General features: G+C 40.0%; 12 protein-coding genes. 8 read left to right on the top strand and 4 right to left on the bottom strand.

Features of this window, described 5'->3' with window-relative positions; translation table 11 throughout:
* The first annotated feature begins 11 nt into the window (after window positions 1-11).
* From BTV99_RS13880 to BTV99_RS06965, 3 genes are read left to right on the top strand one after another with little or no spacing between them, the layout of a single operon-like run.
* Entirely contained in the window at window positions 12-287 is a 276-nt protein-coding gene (locus BTV99_RS13880) for a YkgJ family cysteine cluster protein (RefSeq protein WP_075101649.1), read from the top strand.
* An 18-nt stretch (window positions 288-305) separates the two neighbouring features.
* A complete protein-coding gene (locus BTV99_RS06970; RefSeq protein WP_075101648.1) occupies window positions 306-1,235 on the top strand; it encodes a hypothetical protein in 930 nt (309 codons plus the stop codon).
* A gap of 17 nt (window positions 1,236-1,252) precedes the next feature.
* On the top strand, window positions 1,253-1,678 hold the full coding sequence (locus BTV99_RS06965; protein ID WP_075101647.1) for a hypothetical protein: 426 nt from the start codon (window positions 1,253-1,255) through the stop codon (window positions 1,676-1,678).
* A gap of 89 nt (window positions 1,679-1,767) precedes the next feature.
* Here the strand turns inward: BTV99_RS06965 and BTV99_RS06960 are convergent, their stop codons facing one another.
* The 4 genes from BTV99_RS06960 to BTV99_RS06945 form a co-directional block, all read right to left on the bottom strand.
* Entirely contained in the window at window positions 1,768-2,277 is a 510-nt protein-coding gene (locus BTV99_RS06960; RefSeq protein ID WP_075101646.1) for a hypothetical protein, read from the bottom strand.
* Window positions 2,278-2,288: 11 nt separating this feature from the next.
* Window positions 2,289-3,491 (bottom strand): ATP/GTP-binding protein, encoded by a 1,203-nt coding sequence (locus BTV99_RS06955; RefSeq protein WP_075101645.1) that lies wholly within the window; start codon window positions 3,489-3,491, stop codon window positions 2,289-2,291.
* A 71-nt stretch (window positions 3,492-3,562) separates the two neighbouring features.
* Window positions 3,563-4,093 carry a Holliday junction resolvase-like protein gene (locus tag BTV99_RS06950; RefSeq protein WP_075101644.1) on the bottom strand — a complete coding sequence of 177 codons (531 nt, stop codon included), beginning with the start codon at window positions 4,091-4,093 and terminating at the stop codon, window positions 3,563-3,565.
* Window positions 4,094-4,138: 45 nt separating this feature from the next.
* Complete coding sequence (locus BTV99_RS06945; protein WP_075101643.1) at window positions 4,139-5,026, bottom strand: competence protein CoiA family protein; 888 nt, start codon at window positions 5,024-5,026, stop codon at window positions 4,139-4,141.
* Window positions 5,027-5,137: 111 nt separating this feature from the next.
* On the opposite strand from BTV99_RS06945, the gene BTV99_RS06940 reads away from it, so the two are divergent.
* From BTV99_RS06940 to BTV99_RS06920, 5 genes are all read left to right on the top strand, one after another.
* On the top strand, window positions 5,138-6,202 hold the full coding sequence (locus BTV99_RS06940; RefSeq protein ID WP_075101642.1) for a hypothetical protein: 1,065 nt from the start codon (window positions 5,138-5,140) through the stop codon (window positions 6,200-6,202).
* Window positions 6,203-6,377: 175 nt separating this feature from the next.
* The gene (locus tag BTV99_RS06935; RefSeq protein WP_075101641.1) at window positions 6,378-8,075 is read left to right on the top strand and encodes a DUF262 domain-containing protein; all 1,698 of its coding nucleotides are present in this window, start codon (window positions 6,378-6,380) and stop codon (window positions 8,073-8,075) included.
* Window positions 8,076-8,111: 36 nt separating this feature from the next.
* A complete protein-coding gene (locus BTV99_RS06930; RefSeq protein ID WP_075101640.1) occupies window positions 8,112-10,964 on the top strand; it encodes an SNF2-related protein in 2,853 nt (950 codons plus the stop codon).
* Window positions 10,965-11,153: 189 nt separating this feature from the next.
* A complete protein-coding gene (locus BTV99_RS06925) occupies window positions 11,154-14,288 on the top strand; it encodes a site-specific DNA-methyltransferase (protein ID WP_075101639.1) in 3,135 nt (1,044 codons plus the stop codon).
* 3 nt (window positions 14,289-14,291) lie between these two features.
* Window positions 14,292-17,702: a DEAD/DEAH box helicase family protein gene (locus tag BTV99_RS06920; RefSeq protein ID WP_075101638.1), complete on the top strand. Its 3,411-nt coding sequence runs from the start codon at window positions 14,292-14,294 to the stop codon at window positions 17,700-17,702.
* The last annotated feature ends 14 nt before the right edge of the window (window positions 17,703-17,716 follow it).

Here is a 17,716-nt window from a genome sequence, read left to right as displayed (position 1 = left end):
GTACATTAATCATGAAGTTTCCTTGCAATCAATGTGGTTGGTGCTGTCAAAATCTTGATAAAAATGAAATATATGCAGCTTTAGATAGAGGTGATGGCACATGTGAATGGTTCGATATAGATAGTAAAAGTTGCACTATTTATGAGTCAAGGCCGCTTATATGCAATATTGAAGCAATGCATCAGGCTTATTTCTCTACTATCCCTTACGATGAATATATAGCGCTGAATATAGAGGTTTGCCAATCGATTCAAGTTAAGCATCGACTGCCAATAATTCAGATATAACCAACAAAGGACTTTGCTATGCCCATCCCTCTAATCATAGGTGCAGGCGCACTAGCTGCATCAGGCTTTGGAATCACCAAAGGCGCTAAAGGCGTATCTCAATTATCTGACGCTAGCGCCACTATTGAAAGAGCGCAAAGAAGGCTAGATAAAAAGCGTAAAGCACTAAGTAACCTTCGGATAGATACTAACGATGAGCTTAGAAATTTAGGACAGCTAAAAGTTGATATTTTTAACAATCAAATTAAGCATATTATAGACACTATTAAAAAGATAAAAGATGCGGGCTCTAAACTTGAAAATTTTAGTCAGACGATTACAGAGCAAGACTATATTGACATACAGCAAAAGGTAACCGCTTCACTTGAGTTAGAAAACGGTCTTTTAACAGGTGCGGCAGCAGGTGTCCTTACGGGTATAGGCGCTTACGGGTCTGTTGGCTTACTTGCTTCGGCTTCAACAGGCACAGCAATTTCAGCATTATCAGGAGCAGCTGCCAAAAGCGCTACGCTTGCATGGCTTGGTGGCGGATCTTTAGCAGCAGGGGGATTCGGTATGGCAGGCGGTACTTTGGTACTAGGAGGTATAGTTGCCGCTCCCGCATTAGCTATAACCGGTCTACATCTTGCTGGTAAAGGTGAGAAGGCGTTAACCCAAGCGCGCGATGCGAAACTTAGAAGCAATTGTAATATAGCCGCGATTGAATTAATGGAAGTAGGCGTCAAAGCTGTGATGACTAATGCTTTAGAAGTTCAGATGGTACTACTCGAAACGGTTAAACGTTTTGAGAAAATTAAGGTATATGATAATTCAGATCCAGTAGCATTCCAGACAATGCTTGCTTTAGGTAAGTCACTGAAAAATATTTTAGATCAGCCTCTTTTAAATAATGAAGGCGAAGCAGTACAAAATATTCGCTACAAGTGTGAAGGCTATCTTGAAATCTAATAAGGAATATAAACATTATGAAAGATGTGATTACAGCAAGCTCTAAGAAAGCTATTAAGACGGTAAGTTCCAAAAACCCAGCTTCTAGCGCTTATCAAGGATTTGAGATGCTAGTCAAAGCTTACGCAGATTATAAAACTATTTGTCAGACTGAATATACAAAACGTGAAGCGATAGCTGCATGGGAAAATGTACATCTTACTAAGTCCAATAACCAAAGAGAGTTTCTAGAGTCTTATCTAAAAGAACGCTTCGCAGAACGTCGTCATGTGATAGATGAGATGTTCGTAAGGCTTGATCAGGGGATTGAAAATGATAATCCTGAGTTGATCACGATGGCTATGAGCGCGATAGAAAACACGGTTAAATCTTCACCACTTCAAGAAGCCGGTCAGGTATTAATGGCGATGAATGACCCAAACATCGACAAAATTGAGTTTTAAAAGTAATAAATACTTGAGTCGATTTAGTGCTATAAGTCTATATTACTAAAATAAAAACTAATTTACTTAACTCTAGCGAGCAGGGCGGTTTATTTCTTGCCTAACAATGAGCGCAGCTGTTTAATCGTGGCATGAATGCTTTGATCGAGTACAGGTTTTGCAAATAAAGGCTCATAGCTCTTTGGTAGGGCAGGATTATCAGACAATTGTGGATGTAAGGCACTTTTGCATTTTTGTGCAGTATGGGGCGTGTTTTGGCCTAGCACGTTCAGCAACATACCTTCTAGGCATAACGGCTTTGAATATAAGATTGTAATGCCAGAACCTTTAGCGGCTTTAATATCTTGTTGATTAACAGGGACGTCGCTATCCATCAAAATAAACTTTTTATCATAACCAATATGGCGGCTCTTTTTGACTGTATCTTTAATGATATCGTGCGGTGAGCCACCACTAGAAAAGTCTAAAGTAATTTTACTGCCAGAGCGCCTTTCATGATAAATACCTTTCATATGACTTAAGAATGCTTTGTCATGCTCACCTTCGCCCATCACCAGCAAAGTGGTTTTGTTGACTGTCCGAGATTTGCGCTTTGCCATAATCTAGCCCCTTATAGATTTGGTATCGCGTCAAACGCGCCAGCCATATATTTGGCATAAAGGTTGTCATCGTTACGAACCCCTTCCATCTCATCGAGCCGCCAAGCTTCTGAAGCCTGCTCATACTTTTCAACCAAGTATATTTGATGCTTATTCAATAAGTTAAATACTTCAGGCGTATGGCAACTAAAAATAAGCTGAGCATTATGAGGGTTATGATGCGATGAGCGGAATAAGTCGAATATGGCAGGCAGTAGTAGGGGATGTAAGTCGTTATCAAGCTCATAGATAATAGCTACGCCACCATTTTTAAGCACAGGTAGTATTAGGCCAAGTAAGCTATAAGCAGATTGTGTGCCATTAGACTCTTCATAAATCATAAGCTCAAATGAGTCATCACCGATCTTATGAACACCAAAGGGCAGCAGTACTTCTTGCTGCTTGCCTTCATTGACTGTCATGACGCTTTTTATATTAATCTCATCGATGCCCGTATCAAACTGACAAAGTAGCTTTTCAGCGGTTTGTTTTAAGCCGTCATCCTTAGCAAACAACTCAGTCATCTCAGGTATAGACTGGCTAAGACTCCCAAGCCTACCCATTGAGACGACATTGGTTTTATAGCCTTCAAACATCTCAATAATTGCTTCTGCCAGTGGCTCATCAAGCAAATTAGCATAACTGATTAAGGAGGCATTTTTTTTCACGTCATCTGCAAGTGATGGGATGACAAAGCTGCGATGCTTATAGACCATCTCATCACCATCATAGTGACGGCTGAAAACGTAGCTAAATAAGCGACTGGTCTTTTTATATAGAGCTTCATTGATCACGCGGCTTTGGCTAAGCGTTAGCTCGTAGCGATACTCCTCATAAACACCATCAGCATTTTTGAGTAAAAAACTCATCTCAAATTCAGATTCCTTGTCTTTGCTCATAGCAAAGGGGCTATACGGGATACAGTCTTCTGAATCAAGGCTGCTGGTAGAGCCACAGATAAACCAGCGCAAGAACGATATTGCTTTTAGCAGCTGTGTCTTACCAGAGCCATTCGCACCTAAGATCGCTGTGACTTTATTGAGCCGATACTGGTCATGCGCGGTATCAATGTAAAAGTCATAGTTAGACTCAGTCGGTTGCTTACCCAGCGTAAACGATACTTCCGTTGATTCTGGGTAAGAGTAGAAATTATCGAAACGAATATAAGTGATCATAGTCAGCCGTTTTTAACGATATTTTGTGGTTTATAGGCTACGATAGCATAATAATGATCACGTAGTATAGTTTAGCTTGTCAAGATGGTCATGTTTTCAGTGTCCTCGCAATACTTGATTCGAAGCTCCTTGAAACTGACTTGACCATTTTCGATCGCTTGCTTAATAATTTTCTGACGCACATTTAATCTAGCATTACCTGTTTTTACCTCAGCAATAATGATCTGTACATCTTCTACATCAGCCAACCCTTCTGAGCATGCATGAAGATTTTGAAAAATCATATAATCAATTGGTTCTCCTAAGAAGCGGCAATCAGATGGATTGTAAGGAAAATCAGCGATAAAGGGAGTGAACTGTTCACCGATTTGACCTTTTAGTACATTACGCTGCATGTTATTAGAGCGCTTTTTAGCGTCCTTAATTTTTTGAGCAAGCTCAACTTCAAAATCAGCTTGTTGCTGGGTTATCGCGGTTTGAATATTTGCAATATCACGCTCGCTTTGTAAAATAGTTTTGTTTTGCGCTAATATTTTTTGGACGGCAAGTACCAGCAAAACCAAAGCAACAAGTATAGTGAGTAGTAAAATAGTATTGTTCATAATCGGTTCCTAAGTAAAATATAATAAACGTGGCTAGGCTTTCGGCTATTGCTTTGGCGTCATATCCATTTCTTGCAAACGAGCAAAGACAGTATCTGAAAACGGCTTAAAGTAATTCCATGATTTGTATTTTTGGTTATATTTGCCGCCGCCTTCGTTACGCCACTGCTTTAATATTTCGATGACATCGTGGTTATAGGTCACGCATTTCACCGACACCATGCCTGAATTAAATACTCTTACATCTACCCAACTGTGCTTGATCGTAAAGCGATAAGTGCTATAGCCCTTATCAAAGCTTTCATTATTAGCCTCTTCAGTGATTGTTTGGCAGTTATAGATAGGTTCAACTGATAGAGTAGGTGCTGTTAAAGTACTTGCTTCAGGGAACACCCATTGTTTATTACTCACACAGTCTAAAATGTAGTCTTTCGCTTCAGTGCTTGGCAGCTCCATATCTTGTTTAATAATCTCACGCAAGTCGATCTCTACCGTCTTTATACCAAGCTGCTTAATAAAAGCGGATTTGTCTGCGTCGATAAATGACGTTACTGCCACTTCGATAAACATTATTTCGTCGTCGATAGTCGCTACTAGATCAGGTCGTATAGAGCCGATAGCTTGTTCTGCGATTAGATGATCAAACTGCCATGTTTTTTCTTCATTGTGTTCATCATCAGGTAGTGCTGGTAGTGTTAAATATTTCTCTTCCATAATGACTTGCTTAGCAAACTTGTGTAGGATACTTTCAGGGTGAATCGTGCAGCTTTCTTTATTACTTAGATGCGAGAAGTGATGCTCATTTTTCTCACCTTTACGAGCCACCACGGGCTCACCGCACTCAAAGCAAAAACACATACAAGCTAGCCCTCGCTCGACTTGTTTAACGTTGACGATTTGCTTCTGCTCATTAACAGCGATTGACATAGACATAGTTACCATCCTTTTGTTAGTTGGTTAGGAGTGAGGTAACTATGCGATAAAATTTGATCTTGAAACAGGCTGCTATAGGGATGTTAATAGGGGTTTAATCGGTAAATTTATATGAAAAATAATCACTTAGCAGTATTCAGTGAACTGCATGATCAGCTATTAAATTATCCCCGTGATACGCTTTGGAATAAGTATCTAAGCATTATCGTCAGCGAGCAGCTTAGAAAAATTGAGTATTCGGACGATGGGTTTAAGCCTGAAAAGTTATCAAGACAAAGAATTTATGCGAAAGCGAAAAACATCGATGAAAAAAGTGTAGATAGTCAAACCGCCAAAAATGCGGTTAAAACGACCAAGTTAAAAGCAACTTTAAAAGCATTTATTGATGATCATCCGGACTGTAAAAAGGCGTTTATCAATTTAGGGTATAAGCCAATAATTGTCACATCGGCTTCAGGAGGAGGCTCGAAAAATAAGACGCTACTATGGATGGATATTCAAACTATCGATAGTGAACAGTCAGAGCAAGAGCAGATAGATAAGTTGGCTACCGTTGAAGCCGATAGCGATATTGAAGAGGATGAGGACTTAAGTACTATTACGTACGAGCGTAAAGCCACATCCGATGTTAAGCCATCATTATTTACGAGACTGTTTTTTAAGCAAGGTGAGCTTAAGATGATGAGCTTTAAAGGCATTGTGTTAATGCTACTGCTACTATTAAGCTTTTTTCTAGACATCTTGATTGCCATATATGCTGTATTCGTTGTCATGCTAATGAATGAGATACCAAACTTAAAGCTTTGGCAAGCGTTCTTATACGCTATTCTTATTCCGGTAGCATACTTAAACTGGCGATACTTTTTTATACCGCTATATATGCTGCCTTATCATCGTGTTGTTAAAGCGCCTATGTTCTTTGCTAATATCAATGTTGTTAATGCTGATATCGAGATGTATTGGGACAAAGATAAGCTAAATGTAGCGAGAGTTACTGAGTTTACGGCAACCTGCCCAATTTGTTCTGGAGTAATAGAGCTAGCGAATGGTAAACCTGATCAAAAGCAGCCATTAGTGGGACGCTGTAGGGAAGCACCTCATGCTCATGTGTATAGCTTTGATCGGATGACGATGCAGGGGTATTTTTTGGGTGTGGCAGACTATCTGACAGGTTAAAGTTTAAGAGTTTGAAAGTAAGGCAATATCAAGGGTCTTGAACTGACAAATATGGCAGACAGAAATATATCATTAGTAATGATATTTCAAGCTCGCATGATAGACTATTCCGAATAATTTAATCACAAAACAATAATCTTCATGTATAAGTTAATCTTTAATAGAGAGTTTACGAATGAGCAAAAACCTTAGCGGTGCGGACTACCCTTTATCAAAAATATTTAGCTCAGATTTTGAATACGTTATTCCACCTTATCAAAGACCATATGCATGGACGATAGATCAGGCTTCCGAGTTATTTGAAGATTTACATAGTTTCTATCAATATGAACCTGATGAGGAGTACTTTCTTGGTAGTATTGTTCTGATCAAGGAAGAAAATAAGCCTCATGCCGAAGTAATTGATGGTCAGCAAAGATTGACCACTTTAACAATCCTATTAGCTGTGCTATCAAATAAACTACAGGGTGATGATAGGAAGGCACTACTGCAATACATACTAGAGCCAGGGAATAAATTTGAAGGACTAGAGAGTAAGCCACGATTGACTGTTCGCAGTCGAGATCGAGATTTTTTTGCAGCTTACGTTCAAGGCCTAAAGTTTGACGAACTTTTCGCAATGGATGAAAAAGCGCTTGAGAATGAATCACGTCTAAATATTAAACGCAATAGTCAGCTTCTAGATAAATACGTTTCTGAAAAGCTTGGTGATGATGTAGAGCAAATTGAGATTTTTACAGCTTTCCTACTTCGAAAGTGTTATTTAGTAGCGGTATCAACCCCTAATCAAAAATCAGCCTTTAGAATATTCTCAGTGATGAATAGTCGAGGGTTAGACTTGCAGCCAACTGATATCATTAAGGCCGATACGATTGGCATGGTTGAGTTAGATGCCCAAAGAGAAAAATATAATGAACGTTGGGAAGATATGGAAGTCGAGCTTGGACGGAATCGTTTCAACGATTTGTTTTCTTATATTCGTATGATTCATGCTAAAGAGAAGGCAAAACGTTCGTTGTTAGAAGAGTTTAGAGAACACGTACTGAGTAAAGGTATTGGTCCTGAAGATCTGATTTCAGCAGTCTTAGAGCCTTATGCAGAAGCATTGTTGATTGCAAAAAATAGTGATTATATAGCTGTAGCCCATGCCGAAGAAGTTAACAGATATTTAAAATGGCTGAATAGAATTGATAATTCTGATTGGGTGCCAACAGCAATCGAATTTATAAAGAATAATAAAGCTAAGCCTGAGTACATGGCTTGGTTTTTTGAAAGATTAGAGCGACTGGCAGCATTTATGCATATTTGTGCCTATAACATAAACCAACGCATCGAGCGTTATAACAAGGTGCTTAGCGCACTCGAAAACGATCATTCTCTTACTAATCCTATAAGTGAGTTAGAATTAACAGATGATGAAAAGCGTAAAATGATCAAGGTACTTGATAGTGATATTTATGATTTAACATCAAGAAGAAGAAACTACTTAATATTGCGATTAGATGCATTTATATCAGATGGGGGAGCAACTTATGACCCTACTATCTTAACTATTGAGCACGTTTTACCTCAGACAGTAGACAAGGAAAGTGAATGGGCCCAATGGTGGCCTGTAGCAGAAGAAAGAAAAATATGGGTACATAGATTAGCCAACTTAGTACCCTTAAATAAGAGACGCAATTCAAGCGCTAGAAACTTCGATTTTGATAAAAAGAAGAATGCTTACTTTTTAGGTCGTAAAGGCGTCTCTTCGTATGCCCTAACTACACAAGTCATTGGCTATGATCAGTGGAAGCCAGAGGATTTACCTAAGCGTCAAATGGAGCTTATCGACATCCTAGCTGAAAACTGGCGATTGAAGCCCGACGCGTAAAGACTCTATACCGCGACTAATACTAAGATTTAAGCTATGAAAAACATAACCAACCACCAACTAAAATATTTCGCTTGGGAGATCACCAAGCAGCGTAGTAGCTCAGATGATGCGCGTATTGCGCAATCATTGTTTGACGCTCAAGTCGATGTTAATCCACACCAGATCGAAGCGGCTTTATTTGCGCTTGGCAACCCTTTAAGTCGAGGTGTTGTCTTAGCGGACGAAGTAGGCTTAGGTAAAACGATTGAAGCGGCTTTAGTGCTTTGCCAATACTGGGCAGAGTATCGCAGACATTTATTGATTGTTTGTCCAGCATCGTTACGTAAGCAGTGGGCATTAGAGCTACAAGATAAATTTAACTTACCAGTACAGGTATTAGATGCTACCACTTGGAGGAAGCTACGCGAAGACGGCGTCTATAACCCTTTTGAAAATAAAAAGATCACGGTTATCTCCTATCCATTTGCCAGTCGTATGGAGCATGAGCTAGCAAAGATACCTTGGGATATGGTAGTCATTGATGAGGCGCATCGGCTACGTAATGCCCATCGACCAAGTAACAAAACAGGCAATAGCTTTAAAAGGTCTCTAGTTGCTCGCAATAAACTACTCTTGACAGCCACGCCACTACAAAACTCATTAATGGAGCTATACGGACTCAGTACTATCATTGATGAGCATTTATTTGGAGATGATAAGGCGTTTCGCCGTCAATACGTCAATCAAGATAACTTGCCAGCGCTAAAGCGTCGCTTAGATCAGTTTGTGCATCGTACGCTACGCAAAGATGTTTTAGAATATATCCCTTATACCAAGCGTCATGCTTTGACCGTCCCCTTTACGCCTAGTGAAATAGAACAGCGTCTGTATGAGAAAATTAACAGCTACTTACAAAGGGAGTTTAGCTACGCCTTTCCTGTACAGCAGCGACATCTAATCACCATTGTTTTACGTAAGCTACTCGCATCTTCTACTTCTGCTGTTATAGCAACATTAGAATCAATTCGTACTCGTCTCCAAGCTCTTTTAGATAACCAGACCATTGATGCTGAATGGATAGCGCACTTTATAGACGATGAGGATATCGACGAAGAGCTTTTAGAAGAAGAGGAATACGATCAAGACGGATATGAAACTCGCGGCGTTGATGCTGATTTGCTCAAAGCTGAAATTGCTGAGGTCGATCAGTATCTTGCGTTAGCACACGAGATTGATGAAGATCGTAAGTCCTATGCGTTATTGACCGCCTTGGAGCGCGGCTTTGCCCGTATGTTCGAAATGGGAGCGCCAAAAAAAGCCGTTATATTCACTGAGTCGCGCCGTACACAGACCTATCTATTAGAGTTTTTACAAGCGCATGGTTTTGATGGCAAAGTAGTTGCTTTTAACGGTAGCAATAATAGCCCAGTCAATACAGGTATTTATCACAGGTGGTTAGCTAAACATGTCGGTAGTGATAGAGTAACAGGTTCATCCTCGATAGACAGACGTACAGCACTGATCGATTACTTCAGAGATGACGCTGAGATTATGATTGCTACTGAAGCGGCAGCTGAAGGGGTTAACTTACAGTTTTGCTCTTTAGTGGTTAACTATGACTTACCTTGGAATCCACAAAGAGTGGAGCAGCGTATTGGTCGCTGTCATCGCTATGGCCAAGCCTTTGATGTTGTCGTCGTGAACTTTATTAATGAGCGCAACGCTGCTGATAGGCGAGTGATGGAGCTGCTTAGTGAAAAGTTTGATCTATTTGAAGGAGTATTTGGTGCCTCAAACGAGATACTAGGGTCGATAGAGAGTGGTATTAATTTTGAGAAGCGTATTCTTGAGATCTACGATAAATGCCGTACAAATCAAGAGATAGAAGCAAGCTTTAATCAGCTTCAGTCTGAGCTTGAAGCCCAGATTAATCAAAAAATGCTACAGACTCGCGACTTACTACTTAAGCACTTTGATGCAGATATTCACGAATTGCTGAAGATCCATAAGCAGCGAGCTGAAGAACAGCTTGATCGTATCAGTAACTTTTTTTGGACGATTAGCCGAGCGCTACTTGCACCTTATGCTGACTTTCATCCTAGTCAGCTCCACTTCACCTTGCATACATCGCCTAGTCTGGATATCAAGGTAGGGGATTATCAGCTCATCCGTAAAGGCGAGTCTGTCCCTGATAATACCTATATCTACCGTTTGACCCATCCGCTAGGAGAGTATGTACTTAATAAAGCAAAAGAATTACCGACTGAGACGGTGAGCATTGATTTTGACTATAGCCATTATTCCAAAAAAGTCTCTAGCCTTGAGCCATTAGTAGGGCAGTCAGGGTGGCTGGCACTGAGTGTATTATCATTAGATTCCTTTGCCAAAGAAGAGCATGTCATCCTCACAGGTATGAGTGATGATAGCACTATTTTAGACGCTGATATCTGTGAGCGTATTTTGCGACTAGATGCTACTTTGACCAAGGATCAGTCGTTGCCAGCGATTCCGCAGCTATTTACCGATACATTAGCGCTTCAACACAAAAACAAGCTCAGTCAAGCATTAGATGACAATCAAGTATACTTTCAGCGTGAGCAAGAAAAGATTGAGCAGTGGGCAGATGACCATATGGCCTCAGCAGAAGCGGCGCTTGATGATATCAAACTAAAAATACGTAGCCTAAAGCGTGAAGCACGCCAAGCCAGTACTATTGACGAGCAAAAACAAAAGCAAGAGCAGCTCAAAAAGGCGGAGCGCGAGCAGCGTAAACTGCGGCAAAACATCTTTGATGTCACTGATGAGATTGAGGACAGACGCGATACCTTAATAGAAAACCTAGAGCAGATGATGCACAAAAAAAGCCAGTTTGAAACGTTTTATCACATCCGCTGGCAGATATGCTGAAACCGTTTTTCACTAGCACGGTTTATATTTTTTAAGTTACCAAAACCCTGATCTGCTATAATATTTGGTTAATTTTTACTCTCTTAGAGCTAGCTTGGTTTTGGTAGTTATAACTAAGCCAGCTCGTTTTGTTATGGACGCTATGACAAAATACTGCACTAGCAATATAGAAACATTGAAGGATGACTCATGAGCCAATACGCCAATCTCAATCAAAAACTAAAAAACATCTTTCAAATTGATCGCCCTGATCTAGACTTTGGTATCTATCGTATCTTGAATGCTCGTCGTCGTGAGATTAGCGATTATTTGGATAATCGTCTGAAAACCAAGGTAGAGACCTATTTAGCAGACGCAAAAAGCGATGTACATGACAGTCAGCTAGAGAGCATTACTAATCAAATCAAAGATGAGTTTGGTAAGCGTGCGTTTGATGAGGCAGGTAACTTAGTCAACGAAACCGCTATTGAAAGCTCACTTGGACAGCAGTACCAAGAGCTAAGAGGTCATGCTGATAGCACATTTGATCAAGCGCAAGTGTTTAGTCATTTGTACACCTTCTTTAGTCGCTATTATGATGAGGGCGATTTTATCAGTCAGCGTCGCTATAAAGGCGATACCTATGCCATTCCTTATTCTGGCGAAGAGGTGATGCTGCATTGGGCGAATAAAGACCAGTACTATACCAAGTCAGGTGAGATGTTTAGCAATTACCGTATTCGCTTCAACTCGATAGGTGAGTCAGACAAATCTGTCTTATTCCGTCTGCTATCTGCTGATACGGCGAAGGACAATCAAAAAGACAATGACAAAAACCGTCGCTTCGTTATTCTCTCTAAGCCGAAGACGCTAACTCGTACCGATGAAGAAGGCGAGGAATATGAAGAAACTGTACACCCTATAGAGTTTAATGACGCTGGCGATGAGCTGACGGTATGGTTTGAATACGCGGTCATGGACAGTAAGGCCAAGCAAGATAAGCTCAATAAAGAAGCTCATGACGATATATTGGCAAATACCAAAGTTGATACAGCATGGGCTACTTTACTCAAGCATCCAGCACCAACTGAAACACAGGCTGATCGTGACTTACTGCGTAAGCATTTAGACACCTATACGCAAAAGAACACAGCTGATTATTTCATTCATAAAGACTTGGGTAAATTCTTAAATAACGAGCTGGACTTCTATATCAAAAACGAAGTCATGCATTTAGACGATGTGGTTAATAACTCAGGCTTTATAGAGATAGAGCGCCAGCTTGTGCTGATTAAATGCTTACGTAAAATTGGTCGTGAGTTAATTGACTTTCTAGCGTCGCTAGAAAAATTTCAAAAGAAGCTATGGCTTAAAAAGAAGTTTGTAGTGTCGAGCCATTATTGCATTACGCTTGATCGTGTCGACGAGTCGCTGTATAGCGAAATTGCTGATAATGAGGCTCAGTGGCAGCAGTGGGAGAGCTTAGGGTTTAATGTGGCTGATGATAGCTTACCGTATTGGGGTAACAGCCATTATCTAAAAGAGCATCCGTATCTCATGGTGGATACTAGCTTGTTTGATTTAAGCTTTAAAGCCAAGCTATTAAATAGTCTTGATGATTTGGATGAGCAGACGGATGGTCTGATAATCAATAGTGATAATTTTCAAGCTTTAAATCTATTACAAGAAAAGTATGAAGATAGAGTCAAATACAACTACATTGATCCACCTTACAATACGAACTCAACACCAATTTTATATAAGAATGAATACAAACACTCGTCTTGGTTGACTTTATTGAGTAATAGATTAATTTTAGGAAAAAATCTATTAAGTCAAAATGGTATACAGAGCGTTGCTATTGATGATTCTGAAGAGAATAACTTAAATTTCATTCTTAAAGATATTTTCATAGACTATAGACTATCTAAAATAACAATTGTGCATAATCCTAAAGGATCAATTACGAAGGATTTCAATAGAATTCATGAATACTGTTTGTTTCTAACGCCTGACGATAAAGGTAAGTATATTCAAAGAAGTTTAGAAAAGAACAGTACGCCTAGAAAAATGCGTCGTTGGGGAGAAAACTCACTAAGAACCGAGAGGCGTTTATCTTTTTATCCTATTTATTTAAATCAGTCAGGTGAAATAATTAAGATAGGGACGGTTCCAGCAGACGATTATCACCCAATATCAAAAAACATAACAATTAACGATGAAATTGAAGTCTGGCCAATTGATCAAAATGGCATTGAAAGGCGCTGGAATTTTGGATTAGATTCAATCAAGTCCAACCTAAATAGAATAGCAGCTATGAAAGTTAACGATGAATATGATCTCTTTGTCACTCATGAAGAAACTGTACCTAAAACTGTTTGGAAGGGGGGTGAGTACGATGCTGGTAAATATGGTAACTCCTTATTGATTAATCTTTTAGGACAGAAAATATTTGACTTCCCAAAATCGATAAATTTGGTTGAAAAATGTGTCCACCTCAGTACTTCTAATAGCAATAAGGATATTATACTAGACTATTTTGCAGGGAGTGGCACAACTGCTCACGCTACTATATCTCTAAACCGAGAAGATGATGGTAACCGTAAGTATATTCTAGTTGAGCAAGGTGAATATTTTGATACTGTAGTTAAGCCACGTATTCAAAAGGTTGTTTATAGCGAAAACTGGAAGGGTGGCAAGCCTGCACTGCCGAAAAGCAAGAGTGATGAAAGCATAGCAAACCCTTATAAAGGAATTAGCCATTGCCTAAAAGTCGTCAAGCTTGAGAGCTATGAGGATACTTTGAACAACCTTGAGCTCAACCGTAGTCCCGCTCAGAATGATTTGTTTGCTGACTTGACACCTGCTCAGCAAGATGACTATCTCATGCACTACATGCTGGATATTGAGAGCAAAGACTCGCTACTTAATGTTGCCGACTTTGCAAACCCTTTTGATTATCAGCTCAAGATAACTGCTGATAGTGCAGGTGCTTATACCGTACAAAACGTCGATCTTATCGATACCTTTAACTATCTCATAGGGCTAAAGGTTAGAAATATAGACTATCAGCTAAAACAAGGCTATGTGCAGGTCGTTGGACATTTGCGGACAGGAGAATTTGTCACCGTGTTCTGGCGTGATTGTGAGCGTATTGGTTATGACAAATTAAATCAGCTGCTTGACACCTTGTCTATTAATCCAAACGACAAAGAGTACCGCTACATCTATGTCAATGGTGATCACAACATTAATAGCAAATTGTCCAAAAAAGACGATGGCAGTAGTGAGTTAAAAGTCCGCTCGATAGAGCAGGTATTCCTTGAGCGTATGTTTGCAGAGTAAGTTATGGCTAAATCCAGTAAAACAAAAAGCAAAAAAATAAACTTTCATGAGCAGCTGGTATTGACGCAGTGGCTGTGGTCAAAGTTTAACCCGAGCAGTATCGAAGGAATGCAGCAGCTTTTAGATTCACCTGAGCATCAAGGCATAGAGCTTGAAGGTGACAATGCAGGTCAAACCAAGTTTTTTACTGAGCTGACTAGTAGAGACTTAGTTGGTAAGCAGGCTTTAGATATCGACACGTTAAGGCGCTATGATAGAAATATTGTGCGTCACTGGCTACAGATCAGTGAGGCTCGTAATGAGAAGGAAAACAGTGAACTAAATCCTAAGTACTTTCAGTATTTATCACTGCTATTTACTGAGTACTATTTAGATCACTATTTTAACCACACGGATCAGATGCTAGCTGAGCTTAACGATACGCTTGCCGCCTACAACACGGATAAAAACGACAGCGAAATCCTCCAGCCCTACGTCGCTGAAGATCTAAACAAAGTAGCGTATTGGAGCGCTACAGGTAGCGGTAAGACGCTCTTGATGCATGTCAATATTTTGCAGTATCAATACTATATCGAGCAAGCGGATCATACCGATAAGATTGAGCAAATTATCTTACTGACACCTAATGATGGCTTGAGTCAACAGCATCTAGAAGACTTTGCGTTATCTGGCATCGATGCCATGATATTTAACAAATATAGATCTCGCGATCAGTTTTTAAATTATGTGCAAATCATCGATATCAATAAACTCGCTGATCGAGATGGTGACAAGACAGTAGCGGCTGAGTCTTTAGAAGGCCAAAACCTTGTACTGATTGATGAAGGACATCGCGGTACTAGTAGTGGTGGCGTGTGGATGGGCTACCGTGATACTTTGACCAAAAACGGCTTTAGCTTTGAATATTCAGCGACATTCGGGCAAGCTGTTAGTAGTTCAAAAAAATCTAAGAACGTCATTAAGCAAGAAGAAGACGAGCAAAAAAGCAAAGCGAAAATGCTCTACGGTACCAGTGCCTTAACCAAACTTGATGATGTACAGCTAAAGTCACTAGCACTGGACGAGCTTGAAAAGCAAAAGGCACGCCGTGAAGCCCTGCGTGAAGTCTATGCCAAAAATATTTTATTTGATTACTCTTATAAGTACTTCTACCAAGATGGCTACGGTAAAGAAGTCAATATTCTTAATATGAAAAAAGGCGAAAGCCGTGACAGTCAGCAGCTCTACTTAACCGCCTGTTTACTGACCTTTTATCAGCAGCAGTACCTGTATGCTCATAATGTAGCTCGTCTTGAACCTTTCAAAATCGAAAATCCACTTTGGGTATTTGTTGGTAACAAGGTTAACGATGATGATTCAGATATTTTGACCATTATCAAATTTTTGGCAGATTTTTTAGACAGTCATCATAAAGCAGAAACCATCAACTGGATTCATGACTTTATCACCAATACTTCACGTCTGGTCGATAACAAAGGTAACAATATTTTTGTTAATCGTTTTGCTCCATTGCATGGTAGAGATGCAGAAGCTATTTATCAAGATATACTTAGCCAGTTCTTTAATGCAGGGAGTAATCAGCGCTTAAACGTCATTCGTATCACTCAAAATACCGGCGAGCTGCGCTTACAAGTGGGAGAGAACGAGCCGTTCGGAGTGATAAACGTAGGCGACGAAAAAGGACTATTCGATCAGTGCGAAAAACTGACAGATAGCCATTATCTAAATGCACGTGCGGATGCATTTAACCCATCGCTATTTGACACTATTAACGATGACAACAGCAAAACCAATCTACTTATCGGCTCACGTAAGTTTACTGAAGGCTGGAGCAGTTGGCGTGTCTCTACTATGGGTTTGCTGAATATGGGCAAAGGGGAAGGCTCGCAAATCATTCAGCTGTTTGGTCGTGGCGTGCGTCTAAAGGGGGAGGGTTACTCCCTTAAACGCACTCCGCACAACATCTATAGTCGAGGTGAGTATCAAGACTTGCATCTTGATCTATTGCAAACCATCAATATCTTCGGCTTGCAAGCTGACTATATGGAACAATTCCGCGAATACCTAAATGATGAAGGGATCGTTCTAAATCAGGATTTAGTGACTTTAGACTTTAAGACCAATCGTATCAAAGCGCCGCATCGACTCAAAACTCTGACGCTTAAAGACGGTTACAAAGACAATCAGCCAAATGGCTTTAAAGCGCAAATGAAGCTATCACTGTTTGAGATACCTAAACAGTATCAAGGAAAAATTAAAACGCCTTTTGTCGTGCTTGACTTATACCCGCGTTTGCAGGCTTATCATACCGATAAACGCAAACGCAATGACGATCTACAAGACAAGCGTCAAGAGCAAGAGATATCACCGAACATCATGCCATTCTTTGATTTTGATTGGCTGTATTTGCAGCTACAAAAGTATAAGATGCAGCGCGGCTATACCAATATTCGTATTGACCTTAAAGATCTACGCGCATTTTGCTGTAAACCAATAAAAAATACCCATGACGATTGGTATAAGCTACTAGTAGATAGCGAAAAGCTCACCCAAGATGTGAGCGGTATTCGCTTTCAACAAAGCGTTCTGCTAGAGCTACTACAAGCCTACATGGACAGATTTTATAAGACCATGAAAAACGCGTACGAAGGTCAGTACTACGAAGTGACTGAGTTTGAAGTAGGCGATGATGATTTGCCCGTACATATGTGTGACAAATACGTGTTTACATCAAAAGAAGGTCAGAATAGTGAAGCTCAAGAATACTTTGATCGCCTCGATAAGCTGCAAGAGATTGTCAACAAAGGGCAACTAGATAAAGTCAAATGGGAAGACGGTAGCCTCCGTACCGTCGTATTTGATAAGCATCTGTACTATCCCTTGTTTAGCAAAAACGATGACAGTTTACCGTTTACGTGGTCGCCTGCTGTTTTTGATTATGATAGAAAGGGCGAGAGCAGTGAGGTCAAGTTTGTTGATGATTTGCAGCAGTATATCAACTCAGCTAAACAGATCGATGCGCTCAAGGACTATCACGTCTATCTATTACGTAATCCTGATAACCGCTATAAAGGCTTAGGTTTTGCATTGGCAGGTAATTTTTATCCAGACTTCTTGTTATGGCTTATACATAAAGAGACAGGCCAGCAGTATCTAACATTGATTGATCCTAAAGGTATTCGTAACATGAGTACCGATGATGCCAAGATTAATCTATATAAGCAGATTAAAGAGCTTGAGAGCCAGTTAGACAATGATCTTGTACTCAATAGCTTTATCTTAACCACCACACCGCTAAGAGAGCTTATTAATAACTCACTTAGCGAAGAGGAGCTAAAGGCGCGTAATGTGCTGTTTATGATAGGCAATCAGACAGCTTATTTGGATGATATGTTTGAGGGGATTTTAGGTTGATGCATTCTCAAAAT

Origin of the sequence: Psychrobacter sp. Rd 27.2, assembly GCF_001921755.1 — a bacterium.
Taxonomy (GTDB): domain Bacteria; phylum Pseudomonadota; class Gammaproteobacteria; order Pseudomonadales; family Moraxellaceae; genus Psychrobacter; species Psychrobacter celer.
Note: the sequence above shows the minus strand (reverse complement) of the source record. Positions and strands in the feature narration are given on the sequence as shown.